At 69.7% G+C, this 13,300-nt stretch carries 9 protein-coding genes; 3 read left to right on the forward strand and 6 right to left on the reverse strand.

Annotation, left to right across the window (positions count from 1 at the left end; translation table 11 throughout):
- The 3 genes from V5F48_RS14710 to V5F48_RS14720 form a co-directional block, all read right to left on the reverse strand.
- Nucleotides 1-2,085, reverse strand: coding sequence for a sensor histidine kinase (locus tag V5F48_RS14710; protein WP_394259322.1), 2,085 nt, complete (start codon nucleotides 2,083-2,085; stop codon nucleotides 1-3).
- An 8-nt stretch (nucleotides 2,086-2,093) separates the two neighbouring features.
- On the reverse strand, nucleotides 2,094-3,497 hold the full coding sequence (locus V5F48_RS14715; RefSeq protein ID WP_394259323.1) for a sigma-54-dependent transcriptional regulator: 1,404 nt from the start codon (nucleotides 3,495-3,497) through the stop codon (nucleotides 2,094-2,096).
- Between the two features lie 257 nt (nucleotides 3,498-3,754).
- Entirely contained in the window at nucleotides 3,755-5,455 is a 1,701-nt protein-coding gene (locus V5F48_RS14720; protein ID WP_394259324.1) for an OFA family MFS transporter, read from the reverse strand.
- Between the two features lie 408 nt (nucleotides 5,456-5,863).
- Here V5F48_RS14720 and V5F48_RS14725 point away from each other — a divergent pair, with 408 nt between their 5' ends.
- Nucleotides 5,864-6,664: an SDR family NAD(P)-dependent oxidoreductase gene (locus V5F48_RS14725; RefSeq protein WP_394259325.1), complete on the forward strand. Its 801-nt coding sequence runs from the start codon at nucleotides 5,864-5,866 to the stop codon at nucleotides 6,662-6,664.
- 64 nt (nucleotides 6,665-6,728) lie between these two features.
- Complete coding sequence (locus V5F48_RS14730) at nucleotides 6,729-7,700, forward strand: GlxA family transcriptional regulator (RefSeq protein ID WP_394259326.1); 972 nt, start codon at nucleotides 6,729-6,731, stop codon at nucleotides 7,698-7,700.
- Between the two features lie 88 nt (nucleotides 7,701-7,788).
- Here V5F48_RS14730 and V5F48_RS14735 read toward each other — a convergent pair whose 3' ends face one another.
- Nucleotides 7,789-8,814, reverse strand: a complete 1,026-nt coding sequence (locus tag V5F48_RS14735) for a diguanylate cyclase domain-containing protein (protein WP_394259327.1) — start codon at nucleotides 8,812-8,814, stop codon at nucleotides 7,789-7,791.
- 197 nt (nucleotides 8,815-9,011) lie between these two features.
- Nucleotides 9,012-9,533, reverse strand: coding sequence for a thioredoxin (gene trxA / locus V5F48_RS14740; protein WP_394259328.1), 522 nt, complete (start codon nucleotides 9,531-9,533; stop codon nucleotides 9,012-9,014).
- Nucleotides 9,534-9,687: 154 nt separating this feature from the next.
- Between trxA and V5F48_RS14745 the strand changes: the two genes are divergently transcribed.
- A complete protein-coding gene (locus V5F48_RS14745) occupies nucleotides 9,688-12,924 on the forward strand; it encodes a multicopper oxidase domain-containing protein (protein ID WP_394259329.1) in 3,237 nt (1,078 codons plus the stop codon).
- 15 nt (nucleotides 12,925-12,939) lie between these two features.
- Here the strand turns inward: V5F48_RS14745 and V5F48_RS14750 are convergent, their stop codons facing one another.
- A complete protein-coding gene (locus V5F48_RS14750) occupies nucleotides 12,940-13,278 on the reverse strand; it encodes a Rieske (2Fe-2S) protein (RefSeq protein ID WP_394259330.1) in 339 nt (112 codons plus the stop codon).
- Nucleotides 13,279-13,300: the final 22 nt, after the last annotated feature.

The raw sequence follows: 13,300 nt of genomic DNA on the forward strand, positions 1-13,300 counted from the left end.
TCAGCCGCCCCATGCGGCGGCGGCCTCCGCCTCCGGCAGCCAGACGGCGAAGGCGGCGCCCTGTCCCCGCGGGCTCGTAAGGCTCATGGTGCCGCCCGCCCGGTCCACCAAAGTGAAGCTGATGGAGAGGCCGAGCCCGGTGCCGGCCTTGTCGCCGCCCTGGGGCTTGGTGGTGAAGAAGGGATCGAACACCCGCGCCACATGCTCCGGCGCGATGCCGGGGCCGGTATCGGCCACCGCGATGGACACGCCCGCGCGCCCGTTGTGCGCCGCATCGCGGGTGCGCAGGGTGAGGGTTCCGCCCTGGGGCATGGCGTGGGCGGCGTTGACCATCAGATTGATGAGCACCTGCTGCAGTTCCACCCGGTTCATCAGCACAAGGCATGTCGCCGTCTCGTCCCGCACCACCTCGATCTCGCCGCGCGCGAGCAGGTATTGCACCAGCAGCAGCGCATCGCCGATCACCTCGGACGGCGCCACCGGCTCCAGATGGCCGGCGAATTCGGCCGGCCGGGCGAACTGCAGCAGCTTCGACACGATGATGGTGATGCGGTGGACCTGCTGGTCGATGAGGTTGAACTCGGTGCGCACGGGCTCTGCCGCCGGCCCCAGCACGTCGCGGGCCACATCGAGGTTGCCCTGGATGACCGCCACCGGATTGTTGATCTCGTGCGCCACCCCCGCCGTGATCTCGCCGATGGCCGCCAGCTTCTCCGACATCACCAGCTGGCGCTGGGTGGCCGCCAGCTCGGCATTGGCGGCCTTCAGCTCCGCCGTGCGGGCGGCGACGCGGCGGTCGAGTTCCTGCGTCCAGCGCCTGAGCTCGGCGTCGCGCTGCTGGAGCAGGTCCAGCATGCCATCGAGATGGTGGGCGACGCGGCCGATCTCGTCGGAGGTGGCGGCGACCCCGGTGCGGGCTGACAGCGTGCCGGCCTCCACCTGCGCGATGGTGGCGTTCATGGCCTCCAGCGGCCGGAAGATGCCCGCCGCCCAGCGCAGCAGCACGGGGCTGGCGATGAGCGCCACCAGCAGGAAGCCGATGCCCACCGCCGCAAGGCTCGCCCGCTTCAGCGCCAGGAACGGCGCCTCCAGGAAGCCCACATAGAGCATGCCGATCCGCTGGCCCTTGCTGTCCATCACCGGCTCGTAGGCGGAGATGTACCAGTCGTTCACCACGAAGGCGCGGTCGAGCCACGCCCGGCCCTCGCCCAGCACCGCCACGCGCACCTCCTGCGACACGCGGGTGCCGAGCGCCCTTCGGCCCTCGAACAGGCGCACATTGGTGGAAACGCGCACGTCGTCCACGAATAGGGTGGCGGTGCCGGCCGAGCCCTCGGGCAGGCTGCCGGGGCGGTAGACCAGATCGTTGATGGTGTCGATGAAATCGAGGTTCTGGTTGAGCAGGATGCCGCCCACCAGGGCGCCTGTCCGCGTGCCGTCCGCAAGCGCCACCGGCGTGCCGGACTGCACCACCATGCCCCGGTCCTCGGCATCGCGGGCGGTGGGCACGGCGCCGGGGGTGGGCACCAGCGCGATATGGGCGCGCGCCGCAAGCTCGGGGGAGAGGCGGGCGAGCTGGTCCGGGCCGAAGATGTCGATCTGCGTGGAGGCCTGGCCGTCAAGCGCCCGGCGCTCCACCAGCCACAGGGGCGCGGCCGCGCCATCCTGCGCCGAGGGCGGGGAGGCGGCGATGCGGCGGCCCTGCGGGTCCAGCAGATAAAGGAAATCGAGCCCCATGGCGCGGCGGCGGGCGTCGAGAAAATCGGCCATTGCGGCCCCGTCGCCGTCGCCGGTTCCGGCCTGGGCCACGCGGGCGAAGGCGACGGAGTCCCCCAGCGCGTGCAGGGTCTCGTCGGAGCGCTCCATGAGGCGGTCGAGATATTGCCGGGCGATGGTGAGGTCGCCCGCCACTTTCGAGATGAGCAGGTGGTCGAACTGGCGGGTCCACCACGTCACCACCAGCGCCAGCACCGCCGGCATGATGATCAGCGTCGGCAAAAGCGCGATGGCCAGCAGCCGCGCCCGCACCGAGCGCAGGCGGGAGAACAGGCCCCGTGATCTGGCCCGCGCCGCCGGCTCAGGCATTCCAGACCTCAGGCATTCCAGACCTTCAGCTTGCGGTCGAGGGTCTTGCGCGAGACGCCGAGGCGGCGGGCCGCCTCCGCCCGGTTGCCGCCGGCCTCGCCCAGCACCTTGAGCATGTGGGCCTTCTCCACCGCGCCGAGGGCCTGGGGGAGGGCGTCCGTATCCACCGCTGCCGGTCCCTCGTCCGCGTCCGGCACCACGTCGCTGGGGAATTCGCCGAGGATGAGCGAGCGCTCGATGACATTGCGCAGCTCGCGCACATTGCCGGGCCAATCGTAGCGGGCGAGGGCGCGCAGCACCCCGGCCGTGAGGTCGAGGGGCGGCACGCCGAGCTGGGCCGACAGTTCCGCCATGAACAGGTGGGCCAGCGGCTCAACATCCGTCGCCCGCTCGCGCAGGGGGGCGAGGTGGATGTTCACCACGTTGAGGCGATAGTAGAGGTCCTGCCGGAAGCGGCCCTGCGCCACCGCGGTGGCGAGGTCGCAATTGGTGGCGGCGATCAGGCGCACATCCACCGGGACCTCCCGCTCGGCGCCCACCGGGCGGACCTTCTTGTCCTCGATGACGCGCAGCAGCTTGGACTGCATGGCCGGCGGCAGCTCGCCCACCTCGTCGAGGAACAGCGTGCCGCCCTGGGCATAGAAGAACAGCCCCTCGCGGGAGGAGGCGGCGCCGGTGAAGGCGCCCTTCAGGTGGCCGAACAGCTCGCTCTCGATGATGTCGGGGGCGATGGCGGCGCAGTTCACCGGCACGAACGGCTTGCCGGCGCGGGGCGAGACATCGTGCAGCGAACGGGCGGTGACCTCCTTGCCGGTGCCGGATTCGCCGGTGACCAGCACGGTGGTTGGCATGGGGCCGACGCGCCCGATCATGCCGCGCACCGTGCCGGTGGCGCTCGATGCGCCCACCATGGCGCCAGCGCCGGGCAGGGCCTTCAGCTCGCGCCGCAGCACGAAATTCTCGCGCATCAGGCGGCCGCGGTCGAGGCAGCGGGCGATGGCGTTGAGGATCTGGTTGGAGCGGAACGGCTTCAGCACGAAGTCTGCCGCCCCGGCGCGCAGGGCCTTGATGGCGGTTTCCAGGTCCGCGAAGGCGGTGATGAGGATCACGTCCCGGTAGAAGCCCGAGCCGCGCAATTCCTCCAGCCATTCGAGGCCGGTGCGCCCGGCCATGATGTTGTCGAGGATGATGAGGTCGAAGGGCGTCGCCTCCAGCAGCCGCGAGGCCGTCGCCACGTCCGCCGCTTCCGCCACGTGCCGGCAGCGGGAGGTGAGCATGCGAACGAGGAAGTTCCGCATGCCGGGCTCGTCGTCCACCACCAGGATGGAGGCGCCGGAAAGATGCGGGCTGAAGGCGATGTCGCCGGCGGCATGCTGGGGCGCCTCCTGCGGGGCATCGGCGGTGGTGGCCATCAGGTCTTGATCGTCCTTCTGCGACCCCCGCCGGCACGCGCTGAGGGTCCTGCGCGAAAGACGTGTCGTGTGGCCCGCCGCCGGCGCGCCATCCGTCCCGCCTTTCCTCCCCGATACTGCCGCCGCGTCTTGTGGAGCGCGGGATCGGCCGGCATCGCCCCATCCATCGCGCAAATCGCGGGATCGGGCAAATGGGGAAAGGTCCGGCGCGCCCCGCGGGAACGGGGATGGGCAGGGCGCGCCGGCGGGGCCGGGGATCAGCGGAAGAGGATCACCGCCTTCTGCAGGGTGGTCCACACGCCCCAGGTGAGGGGCACGCCCACCACCAGCCACGCCGCGACCACCAGCGGAAGCGGCGTGGAGCCGGAGGCCACGGGGGTGGAGCCGCGCGCCATGAGGGCGACGCCGCCGTCCTTTGCTTCTTCCTCGAAGTCCTCGAAGTCGGCGTGGGCGTCCTCCCTGGCGAGGGCGGCCTTGCTCATCTTCTTGAGGTCTGCATCCTTCATGTAGAGATGCTCGGCCACCGGGCGGACCAGCAGATTGCACACGAGGCCCAGCACCAGCAGGCCGGCGAGGATGTACATGGTCTGGTCGTAGGCTGCCTCGCGCGGGATGCCGGAGGCGATCTGGTATTCGCGCAGGTAGTTCACCAGCACCGGGCCGAGCACGCCGGCGGTGGCCCAGGCGGTGAGCAGGCGGCCGTGGATGGCGCCCACCATGTGGGTGCCGAAGATGTCGGCGAGATAGGCCGGGATGGTGGCAAAGCCGCCGCCGTACATGGACAGGATGATGCAGAAGGCGGCCACGAACAGCACCACCGAGCCCATGTGCGCGGTGGTGGGCACCAGCGCATAGAGGCCGAAGCCCAGCACGAAGAAGATGGCATAGGTCATCTTCCGCCCGAGCTTGTCGGAGAAGGAGGCCCAGGCGAACCGCCCGCCGATGTTGCAGAGGCTGAGCAGGCCGGTGAAGCCCGCCGCGATGGCGGCGATCTGCGCCTTCTGCCCCGCGTCGAGCTGGGAGAAGGTGAGGTCGAGGCCGATCAGCCGCCCGCCGAACACCTCCTGCAGCATGGGCGAGGCCATGCCGATGACGCCGATGCCCGCCGACACGTTGAGGCACAGCACCGCCCACAGCAGCCAGAATTGGGGGGTGCGCCAGGCCACGTTCAGGTGAACGTGGCGGTGGGTGACCATGGCGTTGGCCGAGGCCGCCGGCGCCGTCCAGCCCTTGGGCGTCCAGCCTTCGCGCGGCACCCGGTAGCTCAGCGCCCCGCCCACCATGAACACGAAATAGAGGGCCGCCATCACCAGGAAGGTCTGCCACACGCCCACGGACGTTGGGGTTGCAAAATGCTGCATCAGCATGTTGGCCAAAGGTGCGCCGATCATGGCGCCGCCGCCGAAGCCCATGATGGCCATGCCGGTGGCCATGCCGCGCCGGTCCGGAAACCACTTGATGAGGGTGGAGACCGGCGAGATGTAGCCGAGGCCGAGGCCAATGCCGCCGATGACGCCGGAGCCGAGCCACAACATCCAGATCTGGTGCAGGTAGACGCCCGCAGCCGAGATCACGAGGCCGCCGCACCAGCAGACGGCGGAGACGAGGCCGGCCTTGCGCGGGCCCGCCGTCTCCAGCCATCCGCCCCAGATGGCGGCGGAGGAGCCGAGCAGCACGAAGAACAGGGTGTACATCCAGCCCAGCGCCGAGATCTGCCAGTCGCAGGAGGTGGCGAACAGGGCGGCCACCGCGCTCATGTCGGCGGGGCAGGCGACGGGCGCGCTGACGCCCACGGCGCGCGACAGCGGCAGCCAGAACACGCTGAAGCCGTAGGCCATGCCGATGCACAGGTGAATGGCGAGGGCGGCCGGCGGCACCAGCCAGCGATTGAAGCCGGCCGAGGCGACGGTGCGCTCCCGGCTGAGAAACGGGGGTGGCGCGAACGCGGTGACGGACATGTTTCCTCCAGCTTTTCTTGTTTGGCGCGCCGCCTTTGGCCGACGCGCGGCACGCCCGCCTAGCAAGGGCAGGGCCAGCGGGCGGGGCCTTGATCCGTCAAGGACTTGGCCTTGCCCGGGCGCGGCGGGATGGACAATTTGTCCAGCCCGACCGGCCCTGCGCGGGGAGCGAGGGCCAAACTGACGCGGGGGTGGGGCACGGGAGCCGCCTGCCTGGGCCAAATGGGGTGGTCCAATGGGGTGTGCCGGTGGCGCAGGACGCGACCGCGCGAGGGATCGGCGCGGTGTCTTGCGTCTTCCCTTCATGTCCTAAATCGTCGTTTCTTTGACATTTGAGACATGAGCCGCCAGACCTATGGTTCTCCCATCAGCGCCGGCCCCGGGGGCCGGACAGAGGGGAACAGGCACATGAGCACCAAGGGCACTGCCGTCATCACCGGCGCGTCTTCCGGCATCGGCGCCATCTATGCGGAGCGGCTCGCCGCGCGCGGCCATGACGTGATCCTGGTGGCCCGCAACGCCGAGCGGCTGGCGCAGCAGGCGGAGCGCATCGCACAGCGCCATGGCGTGTCGACCCGCGTCGTCGACGCCGACCTGACCGATGCGGCGCAGCTCAGGCAGGTGGAAGCGCTGCTTCAGGCCGACGACAGCATCCGCGTCCTCGTCAACAATGCGGGATTCGGCGGGGCAGGTCCCCTGCTCCAGTCCGACGTGGACCGCATGGAGGAGATGGTGGCCATCAACGTCACCGCGGTCATGCGCCTCACCTATGCGGTGGCGCCGCGCTTCGTGGCGCGGGGAGCGGGGACGATCATCAACATCTCCTCCATCGTCGCCATCGGGCCGGAGCTGCTGAATGGGGTTTATGGGGGCACCAAGGCCTTCGTGCTCGGCTTCAGCCAGTCGCTGAAGAAGGAACTGGCCGGCACCGGAGCCACCGTGCAGGTGGTGCTGCCGGGCGCCACCGCCACCGCCTTCTGGGATGCGGCGGGCCTTCCTGTCGATCAACTGCCGCAGACCTGGGTGATGTCGGCGGCGGACCTGGTGGATGCGGCGCTGGCCGGCCTCGACCGCGGCGAGTTCGTCACCATCCCCTCCCTTCAGGACGGGGCGGAATGGGAGGCCTTCGAGGCGGCCCGCCAGGCCATGCTGCCCCACCTCTCCAGTTCAACGGTCGCCCCGCGCTATAGTGCGGCTGCGGCGGCATAGTCCGGGACCCGCCGCCGGAGGTTCGGCGGCGGATCTTCGTCCACACGGGCCGGGTGAGGTCGAAATGCCGGGTATTGGCTTCGTGGTGTTCGACGGCTTCCAGATCATGGGCCTTGCCGCCCTCTCGGTGTTCGAGATGGCGAACACCGTCATGGGCCGGCCGGCCTATGAGGTGCATGTGCTCTCCGAGCGCGGCGGGCCGGTGCGCAACTCCCTCGGCTTCGCCATCGAGACGAAGCGGTTCGGGACGGAGATGCATGACACCACCATCACCATCGGCGCGCTGGAGGTGAAGCCCTCTTCGCCTGCGCTGCTGGCCTATCTGCGCACTGCCGGCACCGCCTCGCGACGCCTCGCCGGCATTTGCACCGGGGCCTATGTGCTGGCGGAAGCCGGGCTGCTCGACGGCCGCCGGGCCACCACCCACTGGGCCCATGCGTGCCACTTGCAGTCGCTCTATCCGCGCGTGCGGGTGGAGGCCGACCGCATCTTCAGCGCCGACGGCAAGGTGTGGACCTCGGCAGGCATGAGCGCGGGCATCGACCTTGCCCTCGCGCTGGTGGAGGACGATTTCGGGCAGGAGGTGGCGAAATCCACCGCGCGCAAGATGGTGGTCTATCTGCGCCGGCCCGGCGGCCAGTCCCAGTTCTCCACCCTGCTGGAGCTGGAACCGAAGTCGGACCGCATCCGCCGCGCCCTGGTCTATGCGAAAGAGCACCTGACCCATCCGCTCTCGGTGGAGGAACTGGCCGAGACGGCAAACCTCAGCCCGCGCCAGTTCAGCCGCCTGTTCCGCGAGGAGACCGGTCAGTCACCGGCCAAGGCGGTGGAGCATCTGCGGCTGGAAACGGCGCGCATGCTGATGGAGGAGGGCCACCGCTCCATGGAGGACGTGGCCCGGGAGACCGGCTTCGCCGATCGCGAACGCATGCGGCGGGCCTTCGTGCGCACCTTCGGGCAGCCGCCCCAGGTGATCCGGCGCGCGGAGGCCGTCCGCCGCGCCGCCGAGGCCACGCGCGGCACGGGCCTCACCTGAGCCGGTGGGAGATGGATGAGCGTCCTGGTGGATCAAAGAATTGTGGTTCGACCGCGACAGATGGAACCCATCTGTCGGGGTCGAACCACTAAACGTCCTTGCTGTCCGGCGCCGGCGGGCGGACCGGCTGGCGGCCGCCGCGCTTGGCGTCGTACATGGCCCGGTCCGAGGCCTGGAGCAGCTCGCGCGGGGTGCGCCCGGCCTTCGGATAGAGCGCGATGCCGACGCTGACGCTGATGGTCAGCTGGCGATCGCCATCGGCACCATACGGCGCGCCCACATGGGTGATGATGCGCTCCACCACCGGCTCGGCGTCTGCCGCCGTGCGGACGGCTTTCAGGATGACGGCGAATTCGTCGCCCCCGAGCCGCGCCAGCGTATCGCCGTCGCGCAGGCAGGCCTTGAGCCGGCGGGCCACGTTCTGCAGCAGGCTGTCGCCGGTGTCGTGGCCGTGGGTGTCGTTGATGACCTTGAACCCGTCCAGATCGAGATAGAGGAGGGCGAACGATCCCCCCTCGTCGACGGCGGCGGAAAGGCATCGCTCGAAGCGCCGGCGGTTCGGCAGCTCGGTGAGCACGTCGTGCTCGGCAAGGTGGGCGATCTGCTCCTGCGCCCGGACGCGCTCGGCAATCTCGCGCTGGAGCTTGAGATTGGCCTCGGCGAGCTGCCCGGTGCGCTCCTGGACCCGCCGCTCCAGCTCTTCGTTGGCGCGCCGCAGCTCGGCGGTGGCGATCTTGCGCTCGGTGATGTCGATGAACAGCGCCACCACGCCCACCTTGCGGGCGGGATCATCCGTTGAGGGGTGCGACCACAGGGTCGAGGTGATCATGTTGAGCCAGACAAGCTCGCCGTCCCGACAATATCGGATGTCGCGGTTGTGGCAGTTGTCGGCGTCGTAGACGGCGTCCAGCAACGCCTGCGCGAAATCGTCATTGGCCGGATCGTCGAACAGCACGGTTGCGAAGGGGTACTCCCCGGCGCGTGCCGGCGACAGGCCGAGCATGCGCTCCGCCGCCGGGTTGAAGGCCCGCACATGGCCCCGGCGGTCGAGGGCGAGAGCGCCGCCCTGCATGAATTCAAGGATACGGGTGAAAAGGATGTCGGGTTCAACCATGTCACAACTCAGGCGGAGCCGCCGGAGGATACTGGCTATGCCGACGGCGGAAACGCAAGGGCGGCGAATGGGAGCAGGCCCGCGGCTGTCCCCATTCTCCAACTGCCTGGGGACGCGTACCTGCGACTGTGCGTCAGCTTGAGCCGGCGCAGCCTTCCATCTGCGCCGTGGGCGGGCTGATCCCGTCCCGTCGCGGCTCAGGGCGTTTCCGGCTCGTGTTTCGGCGATGCTGTATCTTGGGCCGAATCCCCGGCCGTGCCCCCGGCCTTGCCCTCGGTCTGGGACAGGGCGTCGTAGAGCCAGCGGCGCAGGTCGCCGGCAAACATGGCACCGGCGACACGGGCGACCTCGCGGTGCTCATGGATGAAGCTGAGGGTGGGGATGGTGCTGATCCGGAAATATTCGGCCAGCTCCCGCTCGGCATCGGTGTCCACCTTGGCGAAGCGCACATGGGGCTCGAACTCGGCTGCCAGCGCTTCGAACACCGGGGCCATGCTCTTGCACGGCCCGCACCAGTCGGCCCAGAAGTCGATCACCAGCGGCAGGTCGCTCTGCCCGGTGTGGGCATTGAAGCGCGCGGCGGTCAGCGCCATGGGCCGGCCGGTGAAGAGGGGACCCCCGCAGGCGGTGCAGCGGGCGGCCTTGGCATCCTCCGTGGCGGCCAGGGTGGTTACGGCATCGCAGGTGGGGCACGCGATGGCGCGGTCTGGGTGGGGCATGGGATGTGTCATGGCTCCAGCTCGGATCGTCTCGTGTGAGATCCATGCTGCCCAGGCTGCAAGAATGGGACCGCGCCAAGCCGCGCTCGTGTTGCCCTTGCGGCCTTGAGCGGTGCTATGGTGGCACAAAGTACAAATAGGGCAGGGGAAACGCATGGGACGGACCAACGGCACACGCGGACGTCTTTGCTGGATTCTCGTCGCCCTCGGCGTGGTCGGCGCCGCCCCCCACGGGCGGGCCGAGGCGCAGGGGCGCGTCTCCCCGGCCTTCAGCGAGCCCGTCACCCTCGCCAGCAAGGACGGCGTGCTCGAAGTGCGGCTCACCGCGCACCAGGGCGCCGCCCGGCTCGACACCTCAGCCGTTCCGGTGAAGAACGCGCTGCTGTTCGGCTATACCCTGGTGCAGGGCACGGCCTCCAACGGCGCCGCCTCCGCCAGCGATATCTATCCCGCGCCCACATTGCAGGTGGCTCCGGGCGAAACCCTCGTCATCCACCTGGAGAATGGCCTCAAAGACCTCACCGTCCGGGATTTCTACGATCCGAACTATGCCGCGCGGGGCGCCGCCGTGCCGCTCCATCCCGCGCCGCTCGTGGAATCGCCCCTCAACCTCCACACCCACGGCCTGCATGTGAGTCCCAGGGGCAATTCGGACAATGTGCTGCTGCACATGCCGGCGGGCACGGCCAACACCTATGTCTACCGCATCCCGGCCGAGCATCCGCAGGGCGCCTACTGGTATCACCCGCACCTGCACACGCTGACGGCGCCCCATGTCTATTTCGGCCTTGCGGGCCTGCTCACCATCGGGCGGGCGGACGGCAATTTGCCGGTGGTGACGCGGCAGGCCATCCCCATCCGCAATATGGCGCTACAGTATAATTTCGTGTTCGACCGGCAGGGCACGAACCCGCAGTTCAACAATGCCAACTGGCCGCAATTCGTCAGCACGCTGGAGCCGCCCGCCCCCGGTGCGCTTGCCGCCGGCACCTATCGTCCCGTGCTGGCGCCGGTGAACTTCACGCAGGCCAAGCCCGGCACGACGTTTGCCACCGTGTGGTACGCCGGGCCGCTGTCGATCAACAACATGCGCGGGCGCTTCCAGTTCATCCCGAACAATTTGCAGGCCTTCACCGCCGCCGCCGGCAGCGTCGGCAACGTGCCGGCCGACCCGGCCCAGCCCGATCACCTGCGCGACGTGCAATTCACCGTGAACGGCCAGTTCCAGCCCACCCTGCGCACCAAGGCGGGGCAGACCGAGATCTGGGTGCTCTCCAACATCAGCGACATCGCCTACATGAACCTGCGCCTCACCGAGACGGCGACGGGGCGTCACCCCAAGATCGCCATCGTGGGGCAGGACGGCAATCCCAGTCCGGTGGTGCGTTCTCCCGTGGACGAGGATGGCACGCGCCTCCTCATCCCGCCGGCATCGCGCTTCGCCATCGCCGTGACCATGCCGGAGACCGGCGACCTGGTGCTGGAGATGCCGCCTTTGGGCGGTGGCGCGCGGACGCAGAACGCGCCGGGCATCCTCTATACCGCCAACGGCACCGACAATCCGCCCGCCGTGCTCGGCACCCTCAGCGTGGCGCCCTCGGCGGTGAGCTATTTCGACGGCTTCTTCTTCTTCCCCACCCAGGTGCTGGCGCGGGCGGTGCCGGACGGGGGCCAGGATGCCACGAAGGATGCCACGAAGGGCACCACCACGCCGTTCCGGGAGGGCGAGGCGCTGGTGGCCGGCGTGCCGTTCGACGACCTCTCGAAGCTGACGCCCGACCTCACCCGCCGCATCCTCATCAACGGCGGCTTCCTCAATGATCTTGCCAGCACGGCCGACCCGAAGACCTTCATCTATGCCTTTGACAGCGGCGCCTTCCCCAATGTCCCGCTGATCCAGCCGCGCCTAGGCACGGTGGAGGAGTGGGCCTTCAGCAACGTCAATAACGACGAGCATCCCATCCACGTGCATGTGAACGACTTCCAGCTCGTCGCCATGTCCGACCCCACCGTGGACCTGAATCTCGGCCCGCTGATGCAGGGCCTCGACAACGTCAACGTGCCGGCGCCGAACCTTGGCCCCGAGGAGAGCGTGATCCAGCCCGGCACCACCTCCATCCGCACACGCTTCCTCGACTATGCCGGCCTGTTCGTCATGCACTGCCATCGCCTCAACCATGAGGACAACGGCCTGATGGCGCTGGTGAACATCATTCCGGCGGTGTCCACCTATGCGGTCGCCATTCCCGGCGGGCCGGGGCGAGCAGCCAGCGTTCGTGTGTTCGACAACAACGGCGACCGCCTTATGGCTACCGTCACGCCCTTCCCGGGCTTCGAGGGCACGGTGAGCGTCGCCATGGGCGATGTGGACGGCGACGGCGTCTACGACCTCGTGGTGGGCGCCGGCGCCGGCCGTGCGCCGGAGGTGGCTGTCTTTGCCGGTGGGGCAGGGAAGGGCGGGGTGCCCTTCACCCGGGAGCTGGCGCGGTTCCGGGCGTTCGATGCGAACGCCACGGGGGGCGTGAGCGTCGCCGTGGCCCAGATCGACGGCACGGCGGCGGACAACATCATCGCCGGCTCGGGGGTGGGCGCGCGCAGCGAGGTGAAGGTGTTCCGCTCCACCCTGCTGCCGCTTGGGTGGGCGCCAGCGTTGTTCTCGTCCTTCAGCCCCTATGGCGACGACCGCTCCGGCGTCACCCTCAGCACCGGCTTCGTGGATTTTGCCACCGGCCGGCAGAGCATCGTGACCGCGCCCGGCCCCGGCGCGCCGGCGCGGGTGAAGGTGTTCGCCTTCCCGCTGCTGTCGCCCATCGGTGCGGGCGCAGGCACCGGGACGGCGGCGGCGCTTCTGCCGGCCCCGCAGGCGACGCCGATCCCCGCCGCCCTCTCGCCCTTCGGCGATATCTGCCGGGGCAACGTGGACCGGTTCGAGCCGGTGACCACGGCGGAGTTCTCGCCCTTCGGCGACGACTACAAAGGCGGGGTTTCGCTGGCCACCGGCTGGCTGGCCGGGGTCCTCGGCGGTGCCGAGCGGATCGTGGTGGGCCAGCTCGACGGCGGGGCGGTGAAGGTATTCTCCAGCGGCTCGGCCCTCGATGGCGGCCCGGCCATGTATCTCCACAGCGCCGCGGCGCATCCCGCCGTCGCCTTCGGCGAGATGGCGACCCTCCAGCCGTTCGGGGCGGGCGGGCGCGGCCTGAGTGTCGCGACCACCAGCACCACCGAAGGCGCCGACCTGCTGGTGAGCGCGCCGCCGGACGCCGGGCGCCCGGCGCAGGTCGTCCGCTTCCACATGGCCCGGCCGGGCCCGTCGGCGAAGCAGCTCGAGGCCCGCCGTGTCGGCCAAGCCGAGGTGACAAGCCCCGGCCGGATCACCCTGGGCGGCGATTGACGCCGCGCCGTTGGGTCAAGCCGGCGCGCGCGCCGGCTTGACCGGTCCCACGTCCACCAGGATCTCGTCGCCCTCGACCCGCAGCTCATAGGGGTGGAGCGCATTGCGCACCAGGTGGGTCACGCACTTGCCGCTGGTGCCGTCGAAGCCCCACACGTGGATCGGGCAGGTGACGGTCTGCCCGTTGAAGGTGGCGTCGGTCAGCGGCATGTCCGCATGGGGGCAGCGTCCGCGATAGGCCTTCAGCTCGCCGCCCGTCGGCCAGACCAGCAGCACGCTCTTGCGACCGACTTGAAAGAGGCCCATGGCCCCCTCGCTTACGGCACTCGTGGGACAGACAGAGGTGAACGCCATCGGGGTCGCCTTCGCAAAAACC

Source organism: Xanthobacter autotrophicus ATCC 700552 (genome assembly GCF_043194565.1).
GTDB lineage: Bacteria > Pseudomonadota > Alphaproteobacteria > Rhizobiales > Xanthobacteraceae > Xanthobacter > Xanthobacter autotrophicus_F.

Coding starts and splice junctions, on each gene's coding strand:
- V5F48_RS14710 (WP_394259322.1), bottom strand. CDS start 2,085: ATGCCTGAGCCGGCGGCGCGGGCCAGATCACGGGGCCTGTTCTCCCGC.
- V5F48_RS14715 (WP_394259323.1), bottom strand. CDS start 3,497: ATGGCCACCACCGCCGATGCCCCGCAGGAGGCGCCCCAGCATGCCGCC.
- V5F48_RS14720 (WP_394259324.1), bottom strand. CDS start 5,455: ATGTCCGTCACCGCGTTCGCGCCACCCCCGTTTCTCAGCCGGGAGCGC.
- V5F48_RS14725 (WP_394259325.1), top strand. CDS start 5,864: ATGAGCACCAAGGGCACTGCCGTCATCACCGGCGCGTCTTCCGGCATC.
- V5F48_RS14730 (WP_394259326.1), top strand. CDS start 6,729: ATGCCGGGTATTGGCTTCGTGGTGTTCGACGGCTTCCAGATCATGGGC.
- V5F48_RS14735 (WP_394259327.1), bottom strand. CDS start 8,814: ATGGTTGAACCCGACATCCTTTTCACCCGTATCCTTGAATTCATGCAG.
- trxA (WP_394259328.1), bottom strand. CDS start 9,533: ATGCCCCACCCAGACCGCGCCATCGCGTGCCCCACCTGCGATGCCGTA.
- V5F48_RS14745 (WP_394259329.1), top strand. CDS start 9,688: ATGGGACGGACCAACGGCACACGCGGACGTCTTTGCTGGATTCTCGTC.
- V5F48_RS14750 (WP_394259330.1), bottom strand. CDS start 13,278: ATGGCGTTCACCTCTGTCTGTCCCACGAGTGCCGTAAGCGAGGGGGCC.